The following is a 23942-nucleotide window of genomic DNA, read 5'->3' as shown; positions in this document are numbered from 1 at the left end:
GGCTTTTCATTTGATAAGTATCTCGTTAAATGTTTTGAGATTCTGAAGTTTTTTTTGTCACTTAGCCCATAAGAAAACATTTAAGGTATAGTTTTTGCCCTATTCAAGATGTTTTCATTAATTTTATGCAGAAAGGATTTTACTATGGATGATAATTTTTCCCCAAGAGTCAAAGATGTTATAGCCTATAGCAAAGAAGAAGCTTTACGGTTAGGACATGACTTTATTGGGACCGAACATTTAATGCTAGGGTTGCTAAGAGATGGTAATGGTAAGGCCATTGACATTTTGAGCGCTTTGGAAATTGACTTGAACCACTTACGACGCAAAGTTGAAATATTAAGCCCGGCAAACCCGAGCAATGCCACCATGTCAAATGAAAAGAAAAACTTGCACTTGACAAGGCAGGCTGAGCGAGCTCTTAAAACTACTTTTTTAGAAGCTAAGTTATTTCAGAGCAACTCTATTAATACCGCACACTTATTATTGTGCATCTTAAGAAATGAGAATGATCCCACTACAAAACTTTTAAATAAGCTTAAAGTGGATTATGATAACGTAAAAGAACAATTCAAATCTATGATAACTAACAATGATGACTACACAGAATCTCCTAAGGCGGAGTCGTTTTCTGATGATATGGGTGAGGATGAGACCAAACACAACCCATTCAGCCAGTCGGCAGCTAAAGGTGCCAAAAAGTCTAAGACGCCCGTTTTAGATAACTTTGGAAGAGATTTGACGGTTTTGGCAGAGGAAGGGAAACTGGACCCTGTCGTTGGAAGAGAAAAAGAAATACAAAGAGTCTCTCAAATTTTGAGCAGACGCAAAAAGAACAACCCACTTTTAATTGGTGAACCTGGAGTTGGTAAATCGGCTATCGCAGAAGGCTTGGCGCTACGGATTATTAAACGTAAGGTATCAAGAATACTTTTTAATAAACGCGTGGTCACCTTAGATTTGGCGAGCTTAGTTGCGGGAACAAAATACCGAGGCCAGTTTGAAGAGCGCATGAAAGCCGTTATGAACGAATTGGAAAAGAATGATGATATTATTCTTTTTATTGATGAAATCCATACAATTGTAGGTGCAGGTGGCGCTACTGGTAGCTTGGATGCATCTAATATGTTCAAACCTGCTTTGGCCCGAGGTGAAATTCAATGTATTGGCGCAACCACTTTGGATGAATACAGACAGTATATCGAAAAAGATGGCGCCTTAGAAAGACGTTTCCAAAAGGTGATTGTGGAACCAACAACGGTTGAAGAAACAATTCAGATCTTGGAAAACATCAAAGATAAATATGAGGAGCATCACAATGTACATTACACACAAGAAGCCATTGAGGCTTGTGTGAAATTGACCAACAGATATATGACCGAACGCTTCTTGCCAGACAAGGCTATTGATGCCTTAGATGAAGCAGGCTCAAGGGTTCATATCACCAATATCAATGTACCAAAACAAGTCTTAGAACTTGAAAAGCAATTGGAAGCGGTAAAAGAAACCAAGAACACCGTGGTCAAAAAACAAAAGTATGAAGAGGCTGCCAAATTGCGGGATGACGAAAAACGCTTAGAAAAGGAATTGGCTGTTGCACAAGAACAGTGGGAAGAAGAAACCAAATTGCACAAAGAAACCGTAACAGAAGACAATGTTGCGGATGTGGTTTCCATGATGACAGGAATTCCAGTCAATAGAATTGCCCAAACAGAAAGCAACAAACTTGCTCAATTACCGGAACTGATCAAAGGGAAAGTTATTGGCCAGGATGAAGCTGTTGCCAAGGTGGTTAAAGCCATTCAGCGTAACCGAGCCGGCTTGAAAGATCCAGGAAAGCCTATTGGTTCATTTATATTTTTAGGTCAAACTGGTGTTGGTAAAACACAACTGGCCAAAGTATTGGCTAAAGAGCTTTTTGACAGTGAAGATGCGCTTGTCAGAATTGATATGAGTGAGTATATGGAAAAATTCGCGATATCAAGACTTGTTGGTGCTCCTCCAGGATATGTAGGCTATGAAGAAGGTGGGCAGTTAACTGAGAAAATCAGACGCAAACCTTATGCCGTCGTATTATTGGACGAAATTGAAAAAGCGCATCCTGATGTGTTCAACATGCTTTTACAAGTGCTTGATGACGGATACCTTACCGACAGTCTCGGAAGAAAGATTGATTTTAGAAACACTATCATTATCATGACTTCCAATATTGGCGCTCGTAAACTTAAGGATTTCGGACAGGGTGTTGGTTTTGGAACGGCCGCAAAAGCCGCGCAGGCAAGTGATAACACCAGAAGTATTATTGAAAATGCACTTAAGAAAGCTTTCGCACCAGAGTTTTTAAACCGAATTGATGATGTCATGGTATTCAATACTTTAGAGAAAGAACATATCAATAAAATTATTGATATTGAACTTGAAAAGCTGATTATCCGCATTAAAGGTTTAGGCTACGAACTTATCCTTACCTCAGACGCTAAAGATTATATTGCTGAGAAAGGATTTGATCAACAATATGGAGCGCGACCGTTAAAGCGTGCAATTCAAAAATATGTTGAAGATACCCTGGCAGAAGAGATCATCGCTGCAAAAATCAACGAAGGAGATACGATTACAATGGATTTGAATAAAAAGTCAAATGAATTGGTAATCAAGATTGAAAATCCTGAGACACAGCCAGAATCGTAAACATTTTATCAAACCAATTGAAAAGCATCTGTAATTTAACAGATGCTTTTTTTTGATTTAAATTAGTTATTGAGTATCTTTAGTTATGACAGATTTACTAAAATTTGATTTTTGTGAGATGCACATTTTTGATGATTACGTTATTGTAATCATTGATGAGGGCATTACGATCACTCCAAAACACAATAAAGAACTAATCAATGTAGTGGAGACTTATTTTCGCAATACAAATTTTGTTTATATATCGCATCGGTTAAACTCCTACGCCGTAGATCCTGCAACGTATCTTGAAACGTCAAAAATTAAAAATCTTAAAGGATTTGCCGTAGTTTCAAAAGATTACAAGGCAAAATCGAATGCCCAAGTTGAAAAATTATTTCTTGATAAACCACTTGAAATATTCGATGACCTCATTAAGGCCGTTTCTTGGAAAGACTCCATTCTATACGACTAATGATAATGTATTAATCATTAATACAAGCACGCCAGCTATTTGGATCAATTAAACATCAAATCGTTGTCAATAGAGAAATCATCAATAAATTGAACAGACTTTTTCATTAGATCATGAAAAATTTCATCTTGAGTAACAAATTTTATTTCATCCTGATAACTCTTCAAAAACGCCTCAATTAAAGGAGATGACTTCTTTGGTTTTCTAAAAGAAATCGCCTGAGCTGCGTTCAATAATTCGATGGCTAAAATTCGTTCTACATTATATATTAGCGTATGGGCTTGCGTGGCCGCATTTGCCCCCATACTGACATGATCTTCTTGACCGTTGGATGAAACAATAGAATCTACACTTGCTGGCGTTGCCAACTGTTTATTGGCACTTACTATGCTTGCGGCCGTATATTGCGGAATCATAAATCCGGAATTGAGCCCTGGATTATCTACCAAAAATGTTGGAAGACCTCTTTGACCAGAAATCAACTGGTATGTTCGTCGTTCTGATATATTCCCCAATTCGGCCATGGCAATTTTCAAATAATCCAAGGCTAAGGCCAATGGTTGACCATGAAAATTACCTCCTGAAATGATTTCATTTTCTTCGATGAATATATTTGGATTGTCTGTAACAGCATTGATTTCAGTTTTTATGGTATGACGCACAAATTCCAAGGTGTCTTTGGTAGCTCCATGAACTTGTGGAATACATCTGAAAGAATAAGGGTCTTGAACATGTTGTTTCTGTTGTGAGATAAGCTGGCTGTCTTCTAAAAACTCGCGAAAACGTTTTGCGGTTATCAATTGACCATTATGTGGCCTAACCATATGGACCAGTTCATTAAAAGGCTCAATTCGTCCATCAAATGCGTCCAAAGAAATACTTCCGATAAGATCGGCCAAATAAGATAATTTATAAGACTTCAGTAACAAGTGTACCCCATAAGCACTCATAAATTGGGTACCGTTTAAAAGCGCAAGTCCTTCTTTAGATAGAAGCGAGATTGGTTTCCAGTTGAAACGGTCCAAAACCTCCTGCGCCGCAAACGTTTCTCCGTTAAAAAATACATCACCTTTACCAATTAAGGGTAACGCCAAATGTGCCAATGGTGCCAAATCACCAGACGCTCCTAACGAACCTAAGGTATAAATGACTGGCAGAACATCATGATTGTAAAAGTCTATCAATCGCAATACCGTATCCAATTGAATGCCACTATGACCATAGCTCAGCGATTGAATTTTTAATAACAACATCAATTTCACAATAGTCTTTGGCACTTGGTCGCCGATACCACAAGCATGAGACATCACTAAGTTTTCTTGCAGCTGGGTGAGTCTATCCTTAGAGATTTTCACATTGTACAAAGAGCCAAAGCCGGTATTAATGCCATAAATGGGTTCTTCTTGGCCTACCATCCTTTCATCCAGGTAGTTTCTGCAGGCCTTTATTTTAGAAACGACTTCTTCTGATAACTCTAATTTCTTATCGTAGAAAAGTATATCATGTATGGTCGCTAAGTCTAAAGTTCTTGACGATATGGTGTGTGTTAAAATCATGCGTAGTATTTCGGTGTTCAAAAATCAACATAACCATTGCATTTTGCAAAAAATGTTAATAATTAATAAAAATATGTACAAAGTGTCCACAAACTATTACTTTTGAAAAATTATAAAAATTAAATTATAAAAATGAAGAAATTACTTGTTTTCTTATGTGTAATAGCAATTGTATCATGTAAGGAAGAACCTAAAGATTATGTTACGTTATCGGGGAAAATTACCAATAAAAAGAGCGACTCTCTTTTATTGAGAAGCAGAATGGTAACAAAAACCATCCAGTTAAACTCAGATGGCACGTTCTCCGACACGCTTAAAATCGGTCAACCAGAAGTTTTTGGTTTTTTTAATGGTGATGTTGCCGCTCCAATTTTCTTAAAAAATGGATTTGATATCGAAATGACCGCAGACATGGACGATTTAGAGGAAACCGTCAAGTTTTCAGGATCTGGATCTGAACATAATAATTATCTGACTCAACAAATGCAGTTAGAGAAAAAATTATTGGATCAGGATAGGTTAAGTAGTTTGAGCTCTGAAGGTCTTAAAACAGAAATGGAAAGCATCAGAAAAGAATTGACTACATTTTATAATCACGATAAAAACATTGACAGTACGCTCACTAATATGGCTAAAGCTAACTTAGAGCCAATGCTGAATATGTACCAGAATTATTTTGCTGAGTCTATTGCCATTAGAGAGCAATTTCCAGCTGGATCCCCATCGCCGACCTTTGAAAATTATGAGAATCATAAAGGCGGAACAACATCCTTAGAAGATTTAAAGGGCAAGTATGTTTATGTTGATGTTTGGGCTACATGGTGCGGTCCTTGTATTGCTGAAATTCCTTCGTTAAAAGAACTTGATGCTAAATATGCTGATAAAAACATTCAATTTGTGAGCATCTCCATTGATGATGCCATGAGGAGTGGTGGTGGCGATTTAGAAGTTGCAAAAAACAAATGGAGAACCATGGTTGAAGAGGAAAATTTGATAGGTCTACAACTTTTTTCTGATAAAAATTGGCAATCAGATTTTGTTCGAGACTATAAAATCAACGGTATTCCACGTTTTATCTTAATTGATCCAAATGGAAATGTTGTAGATGCTAATGCTCCACGACCATCAAGCAAGAAACTTATAGAGTTATTTGACAGTTTAAATATCTAATCAGAAAGTCAAAACACTTATTAAAACCGCACTTATACATTCGATTTAAGTGCGGTTTTTTTATGTCAAGAATTCCCTGACTTTTCCTCTTGCTTTTGCTGGACTTGTGGCTTGGCAAACAGATCTAGATAGGCCTGCCCCAAATAATCTATGACATGGCTAGCGGTCAAGCTCTGGTATCCATAATCCTCCACAGCAATATCTGCTGACTTCCCATGTAGGTACACCGCGAACAAACTGGCCGTTAAAGGCTCATAACCTTGAGCAATAAGGCCTGTAATAATACCCGTCAAAACATCTCCAGTGCCACCAGTAGCCAAACCTGGGTTACCTGTGGAATTGATGTACAATTTATCTTCAAACACCGTAATGGTATGGGCATCTTTAACAACGAGAATACATTTGTATTTCTTTGAAAAAGCTTTTGCTTTTTTCAACTTATCAAAATCATCTTTCCAGGAGCCCAATAAACGTTCTAGTTCTTTGGGGTGCGGTGTTAAAACGGTTTGAGGTTTTATCAATTTAAAATCGTCTTTATGTTTGGCCAGCAGATTGATCCCGTCGGCATCAATTACTAAAGGGACTTCATTTGATTTAAGAAACTTCTGAAATGCGTGTTGTGTTTTTTGGTCCAACCCCATGCCCATACCCATACCTACAGCGGTTGGTTCAATATCAAATGTAATGCTGGTAAGCTTCTCATCATCAGCATCGGTAAGGACCATGGCTTCCGGAACAACGGATTGCATCGGAATATAACCACACTTAGGAATAAATGTGGTGACCAATCCCGCACCCGAGGCCATCGTACCTCTTGCTGAAAGTATCATGGCCCCCATTTTGCCGTGACTACCGCCAATGAGCAATGCATGCCCGTAAGTCCCTTTGTGCGAAAATTTTTCTCTGGGCTTATAGATGGTCAACATTTCATTCTTCCCAATCAATTCCACTTCAGTTTCGGTTTGTTGTAGAAACTCAAGGTCGATTCCTATATCAAGAACTTCCCATTGACGAGTATATTTTGAAGTATCGGGAAGAAAGAACACCAATTTAGGCGATTGAAAACTCAAGGTATAATCAGCCCAAACGACTCCATTTTCATCTTTAGGAACCTTATCTGCATACAGTCCAGAAGGCAGATCAATGGCTAAAGTAAAGGCTTTTGACGCTCTAAAATGCTGGAACAGACGTTTTACCCATTCGTTTGGAGGTCTATTTAATCCTATCCCAAAAACGGCATCTACTATTATATCATCGGGGCCAATTTCAGGAAAGTCTGCTTCACAATTCAGCATTATTGGCCATTTTTTTGTAGTTTCTTTGATACGATCATAATTGATTAAAAAATCCTTAGTCCGCTTTTCGCTGCAATTCACTACATAAATATGCACATTATAACCATAGTTGACCAATTGTCTCGCTAAGACCAAACCATCGCCACCATTATTGCCAATGCCACAAAATACGTGGATGGGTACTTGAGCTCCTTGCATTCGCTGATGGATCCAATTAAAAATTTGCGTCCCAGCACGTTCCATCAATTCGGTGGAACTGATATTTTGCTTTTCTGCAGTTAATTGATCGCCTTTATAGATTTGTTCTTTTGAGAATATCTTCATTTTAGCAGTCTTTTATTATGATATGCCTAATTCTTTAATAATTATCCCTAAAAAAGGGCTGTAAATTTTTTTATCAAAGTAAAAATAATACTTTTGACAGGTATAGACCAAGATATGCAAACTTTACAACACATAAAAGATGTTTTCATGACCTTTAACTCTTCTGAAGGCAACATTACTTTTAACATTATTACCCTTAGGGGTTAATTGTTATATTTTATCTCGTCCTATTTATTCCTGTTTTTTTCTAGTATTACTTCTAATCCATCATATTTTTAATTATGAACGTATTGAAATTTGGTGGAACCTCAGTCGGTTCCACGGAAAATATTAAAAGAGTCATCGCTATTCTCAATAATTATTCACAAGAGGAGCCCGTTATTTGCGTGGTTTCTGCAGTAGGTGGCATCACCGATAAGTTATTGAAAGCAGGTGAATTTGCGCAACATAAAAACGAACACTATCTATCTGAATTTAAAACCATTAAAGAGATTCATCTTAATCTTTTATCAGAGCTTATTCCCAATCAAAGCGAAGCCGTAAAAGAGTATGTTGAAAGCAAATTGGCAAGTTTAAAAAGCTTACTTGATGGCATTTATTTAATCAATGAACTTTCACCTAAAACCTCCGATAAGCTGGTGAGTTTTGGCGAACTACTTTCCTCTTACATTGTTGCAGAAACAATGAAAAGTCAAGGCTTAAATGCCGTTAGGAAAAATAGCCAGGATTTAATTGTGACCAACTCAAAATTCACGAAAGCAGAAGTTAATTACGGAATTACCAATATGAATATTCGTGAGTATTTTAAAAATGCCAATCAAAAAATCACGATCCTTCCTGGCTTCATTTCAAAATCCGATTCTGGAGAAATTACTACTTTAGGTCGTGGTGGCTCTGATTTTACAGCAGCTATTATTGCAGCAGCACTAAAAGTCAATCGTTTAGAGATTTGGACCGACGTGAATGGCATGTATACCGCCAACCCTAAACTGGTCAAACAAGCTTACCCCATTGAGCGCCTGTCTTATCAAGAAGCCATGGAGTTATCGCATTTTGGCGCCAAAGTACTCTATCCGCCTTCGCTTCAGCCGGTTCTTGTTCTGGATATCCCTATTCACATTAAAAATACAACAGATCCAAATGCCCACGGTACGGTCATCACTAGTGATAAGAGTAATGGTTTCTCTAAAGCTGCCAAAGGCATCAGTAATATTAGCAATATTGCCTTACTGACTCTGCAAGGTAATGGCATGATTGGGATCCCCGGGTTTTCAAAGCGGCTTTTTGAAACCTTGGCTCAGGAAAAAATTAACGTCATCTTCATAACACAAGCTTCTTCTGAGCATTCTATTTGTTTTGGAATTGATGAAAATGACGCGGCCCTTGCGGCGGAAAGTATTAATTTAACCTTCGAAAATGAAATTTCATTGCTGAAAATAGATCCAATTTTAATAGAGAAAGAATTATCAATTGTTGCCTTGGTTGGAGATAACATGAAAAACCACCAAGGTATAAGCGGCAGAATGTTTAGCGCCTTGGGAAAAAACAATATCAATATAAGAGCCATTGCCCAAGGAGCGTCAGAAAAGAACATTTCGGCGGTCATTGCTGAAAAGGATGTAAAAAAAGCATTAAACACCCTTCACGAGCGCTTTTTTGAAGACCAGACCAAACAGTTGAATGTTTATATTACAGGAGTTGGAAACGTAGGTGAACGCCTTGTAGAGCAAATTCATCAACAAAAAAAATATGTAAAGGAACACTTAAAAATCAATATGAGAGTCATTGGATTGTCCAACTCTCGTACGATGATTTTTGATGAATCCGGACTTTCCCTAAAATCTTGGAAAGAGCAATTGGCATCCGGAGAAAAGGCGACATTGGAAGGGTTTTTGGAGCGTGTAAAAACCTTAAATTTACGCAACAGCATTTTTGTGGATGTCACAGCCAACGAAGAGGTTTCAAAAATCTATGCAGATTATCTTAGAGAAAGTATTGCCGTGGTGGCCTGCAACAAAATTGCCTGTTCAAGTACTTTCGAAAACTATAGCAACCTCAAAAGACTTTCCGTAAAGTACAATGCACCGTTTCTATTTGAAACCAATGTTGGTGCTGGATTGCCAATTATTGACACCCTGAACCACCTCATTGCTTCTGGTGATAAAATAACCTCCATCCAAGCCGTGCTCTCGGGGAGTTTAAACTTTGTATTCAATAATTTTGATGATAGCGGCAGTTTTCATGATGTCGTAAAGCAGGCCCAAAAGGAAGGTTATACAGAACCTGATCCGCGTATCGATTTGAGCGGTGTGGATGTGGCCCGTAAAATATTGATTTTGGCCCGTGAAAGTGGTACAAAAATGAACTTGGAAGACATTGAAAATGATTCCTTTTTAACGGAAAACAATTTAAAGAGCGATTCTGTTGACGATTTTTATAAGACTTTAATAGCTGATGAAGCACATTTTCAGAAGTTATATGCTTCTGCCAAAAAGAACGATTGTCAATTGAAATATGTGGCAGAATTTGATGGTGAAAAGGCTAAAGTTGGTTTAAAGGAAATTCCTAAGGATCATCCGTTCTATAACTTAAAAGGAAAAGATAATATCGTCATGTTTTTCACACAACGTTATCCGGAGCAGCCACTAATTATTAAAGGCGCCGGTGCTGGTGCTGATGTGACTGCATCGGGATTGTTTGCGGATATCATTCGAATTGGGAATTAGAATATTAGTATTAAGTACAAAGAATTAAGTATTAAGAGCGCCCCGCAACCGCAAATGCTTTAATCAAGAATATGGGGCTCCAAAACCCACTGGTGGGAATAAACGAAATGAAAAATAATTGTGATTCCAATAGCTATTGGGACGTGGTAAAACATAAAAATTTGTGAATAAAGACGAAATCAAAATATTCTCACCAGCAACGGTGGCCAATGTGTCCTGTGGATATGACGTCCTCGGATTTTGCTTGGATACGATCGGTGATGAGATGATTATCCGTAAGACAGAAAGAAAAGGGATTTATATCACCAAAATCGAAGGATATGATTTACCTCTTGACGCCACAAAAAATGTTGCAGGCGTTTCGGCGTTGGCGATGATTGCCGACGCAAAGCCCGATTTCGGATTCGAAATTGAAATCTATAAAAACATTAAACCAGGTAGCGGTATTGGGAGTAGTAGCGCCAGTGCTTCAGGTAGTGTTTTTGCCATCAACGAACTTTTAGGAAGACCATATACTAAGACACAGGTTACCGATTTTGCCATGAAAGGTGAATCTTTAGCAAGTGGTAGTGAACATGCTGATAATTTAGCGCCTGGAATTTTTGGTGGATTTACTTTAGTTAAGAGTATATCGCCTTTGGAGATTTTACAATTACCAACTCCAAAAGATGTTTATGCGACGATTATCCATCCGCAAATAGAAATCAAAACCTCCGATGCCAGAGCTATTTTACCCAAGTCGTTTCCTCTAAAAGATGCTATTACCCAATGGGCAAACCTGGGAAGTTTTGTTCATGCATTACATACCAGTGATTATGAGTTGTTAAAAAGAAGTCTGCAGGATGTTATTGTAGAGCCACATAGAAGTCAATTAATTCCGCATTTTGCAGAGGTCAAGTTGGCGGCATTGGAACATGGTGCTTTAGGAGCAAGCATTTCTGGAGCTGGCCCTGCAATTTTTGCGCTTTCAAAAGGAATAGAAAATGCGGAAAATGTGGAGAAAGCGATGCGGGAGGTGTATTCTAAAACGGAAATTGCGTTTGAAACTTATGTTTCGAAGATTAATACAGAAGGGATTAGAGAAATAAAATCAGGCGGATGACGGATGACGGATGACGAATGACGAATGATAAGTTTAATTAAGAAAGATTAATGTATTTATGAATAAATTCAAATTTGAAAAGCTACTGATATGGCAAAAAGCAATGGATCTCGGTGAAGAAATCGATGATTTGGCTGAAACTTTTCCTGATAAAGAGAAATATAATCTTTCATCCCAAATAAGGAGAGCTGCCGATTCTATAGCCTTAAATATATCAGAAGGTTCAATAGGACAAAGTAATCCTGAACAAAAAAAATTTATAGGATACGCCATACGCTCCTTGGCTGAAGTCGTAACGTGTCTGTATAAAGCAAAGAGAAGAAATTATTTAAACATAACTCAGTTTGAAAATTTATATGATAAATCCTATGAATTAATGAATATGATGATCGCATTTAGAAATAAAATTAATTAAAAAATGACTTATCGATGTTGACTTCGGTCACCCGTCACCTGTCACCCGTCAATTATTATGAATTATTACAGTTTAAACAAAAAAGCCCCAAACACCTCATTTAAAGAAGCAGTAATTAAAGGTATTGCACCAGATAAAGGGCTTTATTTTCCTGAAACCATAACACCACTACCCGCTTCATTTTTTGAAAATATTGATAATTTGTCTTATGAAGCCATTGCTTTTGAAGCCATCAAACAATTTGTAAGTCCGGATATTCCTGAGGATGTTTTAAAAACAATCATTGCGGAAACCCTATCCTTCGATTTTCCTGTTGTGAAAATCAATGATCAGGTTTCCACTTTAGAACTCTTTCATGGTCCCACCATGGCATTCAAAGATGTTGGCGCCCGATTTATGGCACGCTGCTTAGGTTATTTCAATCAAAACAACACCGAAGAAGTCACCGTTTTAGTTGCGACATCTGGAGATACTGGTGGCGCAGTTGCCAATGGATTTTTAGGTGTGAAGGGCGTTAAAGTCGTCATACTATATCCAAGTGGAAAAGTAAGTGATATTCAAGAAAAGCAATTGACTACGCTTAAACAAAACATTACGGCTTTAGAAGTAGATGGTGTTTTTGATGACTGCCAAGACATGGTAAAGCGTGCGTTTTTAGATGATGAATTGACGAGTAAAATGCAGTTGACGTCAGCCAATTCGATCAATGTTGCACGTTGGTTACCTCAGATGTTCTATTTCTTTTTTGCTTACAAGCAGCTACACAAGACCCATAAAAAAATTGTGTTTTCAGTTCCAAGTGGCAACTTCGGGAATATTTGTGCAGGCATGATGGCACAACAATTGGGCTTGCCAATTCATCATTTTGTCGCAGCAAATAATGAAAACAATGTGGTCACAGAATATCTCACCACTAGATTGTACCAACCAAAACCTTCCGTCCAAACCATTAGCAATGCCATGGATGTGGGCAATCCAAGTAATTTTATCAGAATACAGGAAATTTATAAACATAATTTCGAGGCTCTAAAATCCAATTTATCATCCTTTAGTTTTTCTGATGATCAAACGCGTGAGGCTTTAAAAGAGCTTTATACTGATTTTAAATATATTGCTGATCCACACGGCGCCGTCGGTTATTTAGGGTGTAAATCATATTTGAAAGATAACGAAGATGCACATTGCGTGTTTTTAGAAACGGCACATCCTACAAAGTTTTTAAATGTTGTAGAAGACATCATTCCTGAAAAAATTGAATTGCCATCGCAGATTAAAGCGGTTATGGATGAAGAAAAAGCTTCTATTCCAATTGCGCACTACGACGAATTAAAAGCTGTTTTATTCAACACTTTATCATGAAATAAGAGGCCGAGTGCCTCTTATTTTATTTTGTTCCCCAGAGATATCATAGTCACTGGGGAAAATACGTTTCAAACTAAATCATCCAATAAAAGTCTTGAAATCTTAATCCTACAGCGTAGCGGTCTTGACTCAATTCGTATCTATTATAGAAATTATTTTAATAATCCTATTTTTCAGAAAATCCTTCCAGAGCCTTACCTATAAGGGTATCCCCATTTAAAATTTCAAAAGATACTTTATTTGCCGTATCGTCATTAAGAACCCGCACCAAAGTTTGGGCCACGTCTGCCCTACTGATTTCACCAGATTGGGACAGCTTTTCTTTTAGCTGAATATGGTTTGTGGCATTGTTGTTATTCAAGGTTCCCGGTCTTACAATGGTATAATTTAAACCGCTGCTTTTCAAATGTTCATCGGCATTATGCTTAGCCTTTAAATAATCTTGCAATTGATCAGCTTTTTCTGGAGCATCGGCCCCCATGGAGCTTAACATCACAAACTTATTGATATTGGCGTTTTTTGAAGCGTCAATCAAGCGTTTTGCACCTTCCTGATCTACACCAATCACATTTTCTCCACCTGAACCGGCAGCAAATATGACTTTATCCACATTTTTAAAAGCGTGGGAAACATCCTGCTCCAAATCGCCCAACACCGTTGAAATTCCTTTACTTTCAAACTGATCCATCTGCTCTTTTTTTCTAACCATGGCTACTGGTTTAAAATATTGCGTTTCTGATAGAAGTTTGACAATCTGTTTTCCTGTAGTGCCGTTAGCACCTGCTACTAATACGTTTTCCATACCTATAATGTAACAGAAATTAAAGCACATACAATTTTTATACAACATTTAACTTAAGTTTATCACCACGTTTACCCTGTTATATAATCTGAGAAATTTAATTTGAAACATTATTTCACCAGCATTATTTAGATTCCGAAAGCAGACTTTTCAACAAATTTTTAATCGGTGGGATTCATTTCTAAAACAGATAATTTTCGATACTTTTGTGACACAATGATGGAGGAGATTTTAACGGGAGTCTTGAAAATTCTTGGAAACACTATCGAAAGTATCGTTTCTGCTTCGGGTATTAAAAGATCAATTGTTATGGCTTTTTTAGTACTTGTTCTCGCTATTATCATTGCTTATTCACTTACAAAAGATTTTAAATAAGAAGTACGCCGTTGCGGAAATAAAAAAAACAAAACATGAAAAACACAGCATTAACAGCAACTCACGAAGCTCTTGGAGCAAAATTAGTGCCTTACGCAGGATTTAACATGCCTGTTCAGTATGAAGGCGTCAGTGCAGAACATGAAACCGTTAGAAATGGCGTTGGTGTCTTTGACGTATCACATATGGGTGAGTTTTTAATTGAAGGGCCTCATGCACTTGAGTTAATTCAAAAAATATGTAGTAATGATGCATCAAAATTGACCGTTGGAAAAGCACAATACAGCTATTTACCAAACGAAGAAGGTGGAATTGTTGACGATTTGATTATTTATCAGATGAAGGAAGACGCCTATTTATTGGTGGTAAATGCGAGTAATATTGAGAAAGACTGGAACTGGATCAACGCTAAAAATGATGTTGGTGCTACAATCAGAGACCTCTCTCCTGAGTATTCATTGTTGGCCATTCAAGGTCCTAAGGCGGTAGAAGCCATGCAAAGTTTAACGAGTCATGATCTTTCAGACATTAAATTCTACAATTTTGTAGTGGGTGATTTTGCAGGGATTGAAAATGTCATTATTTCTGCAACAGGTTATACTGGGAGTGGTGGTTTTGAAATCTACTGTAAGAACTCTGAAGTAAAACAAATTTGGGATAAGGTATTTGAAACTGGTGCCTCTTATGGTATCAAACCCATAGGACTGGCTGCGCGGGACACCTTGCGTTTAGAAATGGGTTATTGTCTTTATGGAAATGATATTGACGAGACCACCTCGCCTATTGAAGCTGGATTGGGTTGGGTAACCAAATTCACCAAGGAGTTTACCAATAGTGAAGCTCTTAAATTGGAAAAGGAAAACGGACCTAAAAACAAATTGGTAGGTTTTGAACTTGACGAAAAAGGTATTCCGCGTCATGGTTATGATATCGTGGATGATCAGGGTCAGCGCATCGGAAGGGTAACCTCAGGAACTATGTCACCTTCTCTCAATAAAGGTATCGGATTGGGCTATGTTCCCGCAGACTTGTCTGCAGTAGGCACCAAGATCAATATTCAAATCAGAAAAAAGGCAGTACCAGCAACCATTGTAAAAACGCCATTCTATAAAGTTTAATACATGTTTGATTTCCAAAATGTCATTGACACCGTACATCATAATTTAAAGGATGAAGTCTTTAGAGGATTGGTGGCTAATTATATTCCAGAATTAGCAAACATTGATGTCCAACATTTTGGAATCCATTTGAGACTATTAGACGGCCAGACTTTTGCAACCGGAGATTGGAACAAGAAATTCTCCATTCAAAGTATTTCAAAAGTATTGACACTTGCCATGGCTTTACCTATGTATCCTGAAAACTTATGGCAAAGGGTTGATGTTGAGCCCTCGGGAAACCCTTTTAATCATTTGTCACTTTTAGAACTCGAAAATGGCATTCCCCGGAATCCTTTAATAAATGCTGGAGCTCTGGTAATTGCTGATATTTTGGTAAGCCTTCTTGAAAACCCAAAGGAGGAGTTCTTGAATTACGTCCGCAATGTTGTAGATGACCACTCTATTGATTTTAATTTAAAAGTTGCCGAATCCGAACGTCTGACCGGCTATAACAATTATGCTGCCGCCAATTTGTTAAAAGCGTATGGAAATTTAAAAAATGATGTGGATGATGTCTTGGACTTCTACTTTCATCAATGTGCCATTGAAATGACCTGTGAGCAATTATCTAAAGCCTTTGTGATGTTTGCAAATCACGGCACATGTTGTTTAAAGACCAACCAACTTTCACCTAGCCAGGCTAAACGTATCAATGCCATAATGCTCACCTGCGGATTTTATGATGAAGCTGGAGAATTTGCTTTTGAAGTTGGCTTACCTGGAAAAAGTGGTGTTGGAGGTGGCATTGTAGCCGTTTTACCTAACCATTTTACCATATCTGTATGGTCGCCTGGGTTAAATATGAAAGGTAATTCACTATTGGGAATGCAGGCTTTGGAACAGTTTACCAGCATGACCAAATTATCCATCTTTTAGAAAATTTTGCCCCCAAAATGAAGACACCAGATAACAAACATCGCATTCTTATCCTTGGAGCCAGTGGTTTTATAGGAAATGCCCTGTATAAAGAACTGGCTCCCTATTTTAAAACCTTTGGCACTTATCACATATCTAATAAGACTTACGAAAACAACCAGCACTTTTTTCAATACCGTGTAGAAGAAGATGATGTTTTTGAAATTCTTCAAGCGGTCAAACCGTCCATCATTATTTCTTGTTTACGAGGCGATTTTCATGCTCAGGTGATTGCACACCAACATATAGCGGAATATGTTGCAACTCACGACTGTAAAATAATTTTCTTTTCTTCGGCAAATGTGTTTGACGCCTATAGCAAATACCCAAGTTATGAAGATGATAAAACTCTGAGCGACAGCATTTACGGACATTTCAAAATAAAAATTGAGAACATGCTACTTCGTTTACCCAAAAAGAACGTGGTCATTATCAGGCTGCCAATGGTTTTTGGCACCCAATCCCCACGTCTCAAGGAAATTAAGAATCATATAATAGAAGATACGGCCATTGAAGTATTTCCAAATTTGATAATGAATGTCACAACCGATTTTAAAATGACCCAACAAGTCCACTATATGATTAATCGAAGTAAACATGGCGTCTTCCACTTGGGGAGTTCAGATTTGGTTCACCACGACGATTTTATTATGGAAATGGTGGCATTGATTACATCAAAAAGCGTTCGTTTTAAACAAGTATATACCACTAACGAAGATCGGTATCTGGCCGTGATGCCAAAAAGCAATAAGCTTCCTAAACATTTACACATGAGCAGTACAGAACTTCTTGAAGAATTAGATAATTATATAAATTATAATCCTTAGAGTTCAGTAAATTGTCAATTATAATTTTTAATTTTAAGAAACTTAAAAACCATAATTATGTCTCCGTTATCTGAAGATACCATCGAAAAAAAATTATTGCATTTTCCTGATTGGGAATATTATGACAACGCATTGCATGCTGAGTTTGAATTTGACAATTTCAAGGATTGTTTCAGTGCCATGAGCCGAATTGCGTTTGAATGCGAAGCACAAAACCACCATCCAGATTGGAAGAATGTCTATAATGTATTGACAATTTCGTTGTCCACTCATAGCGCGAAAGGCGTTACAGAAAAAGATTTCAAATTGGCGGAAGCCATTGAAGCCATCGTGGAAGTTCAGGAATAAAATTAGATCCTGTTTCAAATAATGTGGAAATACCAGTTTTTAATGACAGTCATTGCATTTCTCCATATAAATTATAAAAAAATGCTGTTTAAATGAATGGGCAAATGCCATAACAATCTACTGAAATACTCATCGTATAAAACTAACCCTCTCATTGACAATTTTAGCGCTTTAGGCTCTTAATACTTGTGATTAAAACCATGTTATTAATGTTGGTTTTTAAAATACAACAGATTTTAATCTGTCGCCATTGTATCTAATCAATTTGCGATGCTATCTTTCATCTTGGCGCTTGGTTGAATGAGTAAATTGGTGTACCCCTGACTAAAGTTATATTCATTCACGGTGCTTTGGTAATTTTAGTAAATTTAATAGAACATATATGGCATTGAATACGTCAATATATTTGTATGATCATTTAGGATATGATAAGATGATTTTTTTAAATTTGCTCGGAGTTTGGGTTGATAAGAGTGAAACGACCGATAACTATTAAGTGTAGATTTAGAATTTTAAACCTTAAACAAAGAACTTATACCATGGGAAGAGCTTTTGAATTTCGTAAAGCACGTAAAATGAAACGCTGGTCAGCAATGAGCAAGGCCTTTACACGTATAGGCAAGGACATTGTAATGGCAGTCAAGGAAGGTGGGCCCGACCCTGACACCAACGCACGATTGAGAGCCGTTATACAGAACGCCAAGGCTGTAAATATGCCTAAGGACAATGTAGAACGCGCCATCAAAAGAGCATCCGATAAGAGCTTAGGAGATTTTAAAGAAGTTCTTTTTGAAGGTTATGCCCCGCATGGCATTGCCGTTTTAGTTGAGACTGCAACAGATAATAATACGAGAACAGTTGCGAATGTTCGGAGTTACTTTAATAAATGTGATGGGAGTTTGAGCACATCTGGTTCGGTAGTATTTATGTTTGATCATTCTTGTAATTTCCGAATACCTGCGGAAGGTTTAGATGTAGAAGAATTGGAATTGCAATTCATTGATTTTGGTGCAGAAGAAGTTTTTTTAGACGATGATGGAATTTTAATCTACGCCCCTTTTGAGAGTTTTGGCGCTATTCAGTCTGAATTGGAAAAAAGAGAGATTGAAATTCTTTCCTCGGGTTTTGAACGCATTCCTCAAGTAACCAAAAAACTAACCGTCGAAGAAGCTGAAGATGTCGAAAAACTCTTAGAAAAACTGGAAGAAGATGATGATGTACAGAACGTTTACCACACCATGGAAGAAACTTCTGAAGACTAGCCCATACATTCTACTTGATCATTTAAATTAAAAAAGCCAACAATTAAATGTTGGCCTTTTACTTTCTCATATCAATGATTTTCCAATCAAAAGAAAGTTGACATTAATAATTTAAAACCCCTATCCTTGATTAATCTATACGTAAATTTCATATAGACGGTTTTATATTGATAAATTTAAAAAGCTACCTTTTTTTAAAAGATAGCTTTTGGGACGCAAAATAAACTAATGTTTCTTTTTAGGGACAAAAAAATGTTTACTGTATGTTTCACTAGTCAACTGCAACATCTTCTATTCAAAATGCATGCCAAATTAAATTGTTTTTAGTTTTGAATTTAAAAAACTAAATTCTTAAGAATAGGATAAAACTTTGCCCTTAACACCTTTAAAAAAGTTGCGCATAAATTCAAAATCTGATTCTATATCTTCGGTTGGATAAAAAGGCTCTGAAATCTTGTTTTGTTTGTTTTCAAAATCAAAAGTAAACATGATAATAGGCACATTCGCTTTTTTAGCGATATAATAAAAGCCTGTTTTCCACTGCTCCACTTTCATCCGAGTGCCTTCTGGAGACAATGCAAGTCTAAACTCATCCCGACTCTCAAACAGTTTCGCAATAGCCTCTACTTTGTTTTGTCCAGGGCGTCTATCTAAAGGCGCACCACCAATCGCTTTAAAATAATATTTAAAGGGCCATTTGAATAGTTCCTTTTTTGCTACAAAATTTGATTTAATTCCAATCACTCTTCGCATTAAAAGCGCTATATAAAAATCATGCCAACTGGTGTGCGGTGCTGCAATGATGACCGCCTTCTTGATCGTGTCTTTTGACATAGTGACATTTCCAACTAAACGCCAGCCTAAAATTTTATGATAAATAAACTTTGATAACCATCTCATGCTACATTTTTTGATATAAAGCTTTCAGTTTTTCTCTAGTGATTGTCTTTTTCCAGTTCTTACCAATAGCATTTTCCCAAAGGGGCTCCAATCCTAAAGCGACATCAATCATAATATCAAACTCATCATCACTGAGTTGTGAACAAATTCCTTGTGGAATCTCAATGTTGTGTTTTTCTTTCATTTCCTTAAATAATGCTACGCCCTCAGGGTAAAACTCTTCTAAATGATCAAAAACAATACAATTACCTATGCCATGTTTTGTTCCTAAAAGGTAACCAAGCCCATAGCTCATAGCGTGTGCTGCGCCTACCTGAGAATAGGCAATACTCATTCCGCCATGCCATGAGGCCATCATCAATTTATCTTGTAGCTCTTCTTTCGATCCATCGCCGTCAATAAATATTTCTTTACATAAATCATATGCTTTTTCGCCATAACTCTGGCTAAAGGCATTTAAATAAGTGCCCTTTAAAGATTCAACACAATGGATATAACAGTCCATTCCTGTAAAAAACCATTGGTCTTTAGGTACATCTTTTGTTAATTCCGGATCTAAAATTACTTGGTCAAAAGGTGTGTAATCAGAATTGATACCCAGTTTTTTCTCTGGTCCTGTCAACACTGTAGTTCTTGACACCTCTGCTCCTGTTCCGGATATTGTGGGCACACCAACATGATAAATAGCCGGGGTTTTCACCAAATCCCATCCCTGGTAATCTTTAGATTCTCCAGGATTAGTAAGCATAATGGCCACTGCCTTAGCCAAATCCAATATGGTTCCGCCACCAATGCCAATAATGCCTGAAGGCCTATCTTTATGGGACAGGATAATCTGCTCTACCAATTGGTCCACTTGAGAAGTCTTAGGCTCTTCATCAGCAGATATAAAAATCACCTGATCGGCATAAGCCAAAGAAATTCTTGAGGTCAGCCAAGCATTTCCTTTAAAAACATCATCTACTAAATAAATAAAAGGTGCCTTAACGTTTAATCTTTTTGGTGACAGAATATCACTCAATTGATTGAAGCTACCACGTCCAAAAACAACCCTGGACACCATTGGATAATTTTTATAAGTCATTCTTTATGCTGTTAACTTTTGTTTGTCGGGTCGAGTTCAATATTGGAAGAATATCCAATAAACTCGATACCGTTTTAAATTTTTTATTGTCCTGCTTATTGGTCTCAACTTGCTCATGGACCCAAGTGGTATGAAATGGAATATGGATAGCACGTGCTTTAATATTTATCAGTGGCAATACATCTGATTTTAACGAATTACCAATCATCAAAAACTCAGAAGGTTTTACATCCAAATGGTTCAACAGTTTGGAATAATTAGCTTCTTGCTTATCACTGACCACTTCAATATGATGAAAATAGTCCATTAGCCCGGACTTCTCCAATTTTCTTTCCTGATCCAACAAATCGCCTTTAGTCACAACTATCAATCGGTAATCCAAAGATAATGTAGCCAAAACTTCCTCAACGCCATTCAAGAGATGTACAGGTTTGTTGAGCATATCTTTGCCAATATTAAGAATGGCTTCAATAGTTTGATTGCTCACGGAATTGTTGGACAGCTCCAAAGCAATCTCAACCATGGACAGGATAAATCCTTTAATCCCGTATCCATATAAGGGCAGGTTTTCTATTTGCCTCTTAAAGAGCTCTTGATCAATTTTATTTGCTGTTTCATAAGGCGCCATCAACTTTGCAAATGCGAGTTCAGCATCCCTAAAATAGGTTTCGTTGACCCAGAGCGTATCATCGGCATCAAAACCAATTACTTTTATGTTGGTATAATCTATTTCCATAAACGTTTTGCGCGTTCCAAATCTTCCGGCGTATCTATTTCAACACCTTCAATAGTGGTCTCAACCATTTTTATGCGTTTGCCATATTCTAAATAACGGATGCATTCTATCTTCTCTGTGGCCTCAATAAACTGCATTGGCAGCTTATAAAAGTCAAGAAGCGCCTCCTTTCTAAAGGCATAAATACCTTTGTGCTTAAAGTAGCGTGCCCCAGCTTCCTTGTCTCTAGGATATGGAATTGGGCTTCTTGAAAAATACAGTGCAAAATTATTCTGATCTACAATGACTTTTACGGTATTTGGATTGCTGATTTCATCCCAGTCATGAATTTCAACCATTAACGATGCCAGATCAATTTCTTTCTGATGGTCATCTTTGAATGCATTCAATACCTTCTCTAAACTTTCTCTCTCGGTAAAAGGTTCATCACCTTGCACATTCACCACAATGTCAACCTCCAAATCTTCAACTGCCTCTGCAATACGATCGCTACCAGACTGGTGTTCTTTTTTGCTCATGATTGCTTTTCCGCCATTGTTTACAATTTCGTCATAAATGATGGTGCTATCGGTTACCACAAATACATCATCAAAAAGATTGGTGTCAACGGTAGCTTCGTAGGTTCTAAGAATCACGGTCTTACCCCCTAAATCTTTCATCAATTTGGCTGGAAAACGTGTAGCACTGTAACGTGCCGGAATCATTGAAATTATCTTCATGGTTGGTCTAAAGTTTCTACCCAAAAATAACCCTTTTTAGATGATTTTATGGTTTGTAATGTTTAATCTTTTTATAAAGTTTAGTGCCGACTTTGAAGTGTATGTTGGTAATTAAAGGATGAAATAGTTGAATGGTAAGTGCAGGATAATTGATTATTTTAAAATCTCATAAATCTTGGAACGTTAAAACCCACTATTGGAAACAAAAAACTCGTCGGGGAAACCAATTAAATATAATTTATCCTTTGCCCTGGTAATTGCCGTGTACAGCCATCTCAAATAGTCTTTATCGATACCGTTGGGTAGATAGGGTTGCTCCACAAAAACCGTATGCCATTGGCCTCCTTGCGATTTATGACAGGTAATTGCGTAAGAAAACTTGACCTGCAACGCATTGAAATGCTTGTTATTCTTGATTTTTAGAAACTTTTTATAATTGGATGTTTCATCAACATAATCCTTTTGGACCTCTTGGTAGAGCCGGTTGGATTCTTCATAGGGCAATGACGGCGATTCCGACTCAATGGTATCTAAAAGGAGTACCGTTTCAAAAGGTGCCATTTTCGGATAATCAACCATTTGCACCTTGACCTCGGCAAATCTGAATCCGTACAAATCTTGCAAACTGAAAATTTCCAGAACTTGAATGATATCACCATTCGCAATAAATCCAGCTTCTGAAGTAGGTTTGACCCAAAAATAATTGTTTTTGACCACCATTAGAAAGTCCCCAACAGTAAGTTCATTTTCGTTATGTAATATGCGCTCCCTAACTTGTTTATTATATAAATTTGCCCGCTTGTTACTTCTTACAATAATCGCTGTCTCCTCATGCCCCTGATCTGAATACCCATCATTGATAGCGTCCATAATCTCATAACCATCAATTAATCTTACAACATCCGAGTAGCCCTCTAAATCAAATTTAAAGGCTTCGTAAAATTCGCCTTCCAATGTTTCACGCAGATTGGTTGCATTCATCAAAATTCCAGAATCCTGATCTTGTCTCACAACTTCATCCAGTTCAATGGCAATAACGTTTTTGTTGTAATTTAGGTTGAGCTGCACATTGTCCAAGGCCGGGCTTAAATCCGATTTAACTGGTGGAAGTTGGGCTTTATCACCAATCAGCAACAATTTGCAGTGATGCCCAGAATATACATATTGCATTAAATCATCCAAAAGCGATCCGTTTTCGTGAAATTTTGAATCTGAAGGTGCATCAGGAATCATGGAAGCTTCGTCAACTATAAATATCGTATTCCGATGCTTATTGGGCTGCATTACAAATTTGACACCTCCACCTTTATCTTTTTTTGGAAAATATATTTTTTTATGAATGGTGAAGGCTTCCTTGCCTGAATAATTGGAAATAACCTTGGCCGCTCTTCCTGTTGGTGCCATCAAAATGGCACTTTTTTTTATGTGCCATAAATTGGAAACCAAGGTCCCGATGATACTTGTTTTTCCAGTTCCAGCAAATCCTTTTAAAAGATATAATTGATTGGAATCTGTATTAAAAACAAAATCTGACAGTTGATCAAGAGCAATATTTTGCTTCGGCGTAGGTTCAAATGGAAATTTCTGTTTTAAATGTTTATAAAATTCGGAGGCGTTCATGTTATAATGCGTCATTTTCTAAAACGGAAAGGTAAGGTATATAAAGAATTGTTGTAACTTTATGACATACTTTTTAACAAGTAGAACTAATTTATTTTAAAT

Annotated in this window: 20 protein-coding genes; 12 read left to right on the top strand and 8 right to left on the bottom strand. The window is 37.2% G+C overall.

Annotation, left to right across the window (positions count from 1 at the left end; genetic code table 11):
- Positions 1-144 precede the first annotated feature (144 nt).
- Together H3Z82_RS07775 and H3Z82_RS07770 are read left to right on the top strand one after the other, a co-directional pair.
- Positions 145-2688 (top strand): ATP-dependent Clp protease ATP-binding subunit, encoded by a 2544-nt coding sequence (locus tag H3Z82_RS07775; RefSeq protein ID WP_182204449.1) that lies wholly within the window; start codon positions 145-147, stop codon positions 2686-2688.
- An 85-nt stretch (positions 2689-2773) separates the two neighbouring features.
- Positions 2774-3142 carry a hypothetical protein gene (locus H3Z82_RS07770; RefSeq protein ID WP_182204447.1) on the top strand — a complete coding sequence of 123 codons (369 nt, stop codon included), beginning with the start codon at positions 2774-2776 and terminating at the stop codon, positions 3140-3142.
- A gap of 44 nt (positions 3143-3186) precedes the next feature.
- Here the strand turns inward: H3Z82_RS07770 and hutH are convergent, their stop codons facing one another.
- Positions 3187-4698 (bottom strand): histidine ammonia-lyase, encoded by a 1512-nt coding sequence (gene hutH / locus H3Z82_RS07765; protein WP_182204446.1) that lies wholly within the window; start codon positions 4696-4698, stop codon positions 3187-3189.
- A 132-nt stretch (positions 4699-4830) separates the two neighbouring features.
- On the opposite strand from hutH, the gene H3Z82_RS07760 reads away from it, so the two are divergent.
- Positions 4831-5868: a TlpA disulfide reductase family protein gene (locus tag H3Z82_RS07760; protein ID WP_182204445.1), complete on the top strand. Its 1038-nt coding sequence runs from the start codon at positions 4831-4833 to the stop codon at positions 5866-5868.
- Between the two features lie 65 nt (positions 5869-5933).
- Here H3Z82_RS07760 and H3Z82_RS07755 read toward each other — a convergent pair whose 3' ends face one another.
- On the bottom strand, positions 5934-7487 hold the full coding sequence (locus tag H3Z82_RS07755) for an NAD(P)H-hydrate dehydratase (protein ID WP_182204444.1): 1554 nt from the start codon (positions 7485-7487) through the stop codon (positions 5934-5936).
- 281 nt (positions 7488-7768) lie between these two features.
- On the opposite strand from H3Z82_RS07755, the gene thrA reads away from it, so the two are divergent.
- From thrA to thrC, 4 genes are all read left to right on the top strand, one after another.
- Positions 7769-10213: a bifunctional aspartate kinase/homoserine dehydrogenase I gene (thrA, locus tag H3Z82_RS07750; RefSeq protein WP_182204443.1), complete on the top strand. Its 2445-nt coding sequence runs from the start codon at positions 7769-7771 to the stop codon at positions 10211-10213.
- 163 nt (positions 10214-10376) lie between these two features.
- A complete protein-coding gene (locus H3Z82_RS07745) occupies positions 10377-11315 on the top strand; it encodes a homoserine kinase (RefSeq protein ID WP_182204442.1) in 939 nt (312 codons plus the stop codon).
- A 58-nt stretch (positions 11316-11373) separates the two neighbouring features.
- Positions 11374-11730 (top strand): four helix bundle protein, encoded by a 357-nt coding sequence (locus H3Z82_RS07740; protein ID WP_182204441.1) that lies wholly within the window; start codon positions 11374-11376, stop codon positions 11728-11730.
- Positions 11731-11787: 57 nt separating this feature from the next.
- A complete protein-coding gene (thrC, locus tag H3Z82_RS07735; RefSeq protein WP_182204440.1) occupies positions 11788-13089 on the top strand; it encodes a threonine synthase in 1302 nt (433 codons plus the stop codon).
- 169 nt (positions 13090-13258) lie between these two features.
- Here the strand turns inward: thrC and H3Z82_RS07730 are convergent, their stop codons facing one another.
- Positions 13259-13894: an SDR family oxidoreductase gene (locus H3Z82_RS07730; protein ID WP_182204439.1), complete on the bottom strand. Its 636-nt coding sequence runs from the start codon at positions 13892-13894 to the stop codon at positions 13259-13261.
- 410 nt (positions 13895-14304) lie between these two features.
- On the opposite strand from H3Z82_RS07730, the gene gcvT reads away from it, so the two are divergent.
- The 5 genes from gcvT to H3Z82_RS07705 all read left to right on the top strand — a co-directional run bounded on the left by gcvT (position 14305) and on the right by H3Z82_RS07705 (position 18781).
- On the top strand, positions 14305-15387 hold the full coding sequence (gcvT, locus tag H3Z82_RS07725) for a glycine cleavage system aminomethyltransferase GcvT (protein ID WP_182204438.1): 1083 nt from the start codon (positions 14305-14307) through the stop codon (positions 15385-15387).
- Between the two features lie 3 nt (positions 15388-15390).
- Positions 15391-16305, top strand: coding sequence for a glutaminase (locus H3Z82_RS07720; protein WP_182204437.1), 915 nt, complete (start codon positions 15391-15393; stop codon positions 16303-16305).
- A gap of 17 nt (positions 16306-16322) precedes the next feature.
- Positions 16323-17171 (top strand): sugar nucleotide-binding protein, encoded by an 849-nt coding sequence (locus H3Z82_RS07715; protein WP_182204434.1) that lies wholly within the window; start codon positions 16323-16325, stop codon positions 17169-17171.
- A 57-nt stretch (positions 17172-17228) separates the two neighbouring features.
- Complete coding sequence (locus H3Z82_RS07710) at positions 17229-17519, top strand: 4a-hydroxytetrahydrobiopterin dehydratase (protein WP_182204432.1); 291 nt, start codon at positions 17229-17231, stop codon at positions 17517-17519.
- 539 nt (positions 17520-18058) lie between these two features.
- Complete coding sequence (locus H3Z82_RS07705) at positions 18059-18781, top strand: YebC/PmpR family DNA-binding transcriptional regulator (protein ID WP_182204430.1); 723 nt, start codon at positions 18059-18061, stop codon at positions 18779-18781.
- A 351-nt stretch (positions 18782-19132) separates the two neighbouring features.
- Here H3Z82_RS07705 and H3Z82_RS07700 read toward each other — a convergent pair whose 3' ends face one another.
- The 5 genes from H3Z82_RS07700 to H3Z82_RS07680 all read right to left on the bottom strand — a co-directional run bounded on the left by H3Z82_RS07700 (position 19133) and on the right by H3Z82_RS07680 (position 23840).
- Positions 19133-19681, bottom strand: a complete 549-nt coding sequence (locus H3Z82_RS07700) for a 1-acyl-sn-glycerol-3-phosphate acyltransferase (protein WP_182204427.1) — start codon at positions 19679-19681, stop codon at positions 19133-19135.
- A gap of 1 nt (position 19682) precedes the next feature.
- The gene (locus tag H3Z82_RS07695; protein ID WP_235982401.1) at positions 19683-20765 is read right to left on the bottom strand and encodes an iron-containing alcohol dehydrogenase family protein; all 1083 of its coding nucleotides are present in this window, start codon (positions 20763-20765) and stop codon (positions 19683-19685) included.
- On the bottom strand, positions 20755-21501 hold the full coding sequence (locus H3Z82_RS07690; protein ID WP_182204425.1) for an HAD family hydrolase: 747 nt from the start codon (positions 21499-21501) through the stop codon (positions 20755-20757). Before H3Z82_RS07690 ends, H3Z82_RS07695 begins: the two co-directional genes overlap by 11 nt.
- Positions 21492-22220 carry a 3-deoxy-manno-octulosonate cytidylyltransferase gene (gene kdsB, locus H3Z82_RS07685; protein ID WP_182204422.1) on the bottom strand — a complete coding sequence of 243 codons (729 nt, stop codon included), beginning with the start codon at positions 22218-22220 and terminating at the stop codon, positions 21492-21494. The genes H3Z82_RS07690 and kdsB overlap by 10 nt, the downstream gene beginning before the upstream one ends.
- 183 nt (positions 22221-22403) lie before the next feature.
- Entirely contained in the window at positions 22404-23840 is a 1437-nt protein-coding gene (locus H3Z82_RS07680; RefSeq protein WP_182204500.1) for an ATP-dependent DNA helicase, read from the bottom strand.
- Between the last annotated feature and the right edge of the window lie 102 nt (positions 23841-23942).

Source organism: Gelidibacter maritimus (genome assembly GCF_014062315.1).
Taxonomy (GTDB): Bacteria; Bacteroidota; Bacteroidia; order Flavobacteriales; family Flavobacteriaceae; genus Gelidibacter; species Gelidibacter maritimus.
The sequence above is the reverse complement of the archived record's forward strand: the minus strand, read 5'-3'. Positions and strand labels throughout refer to the sequence as shown.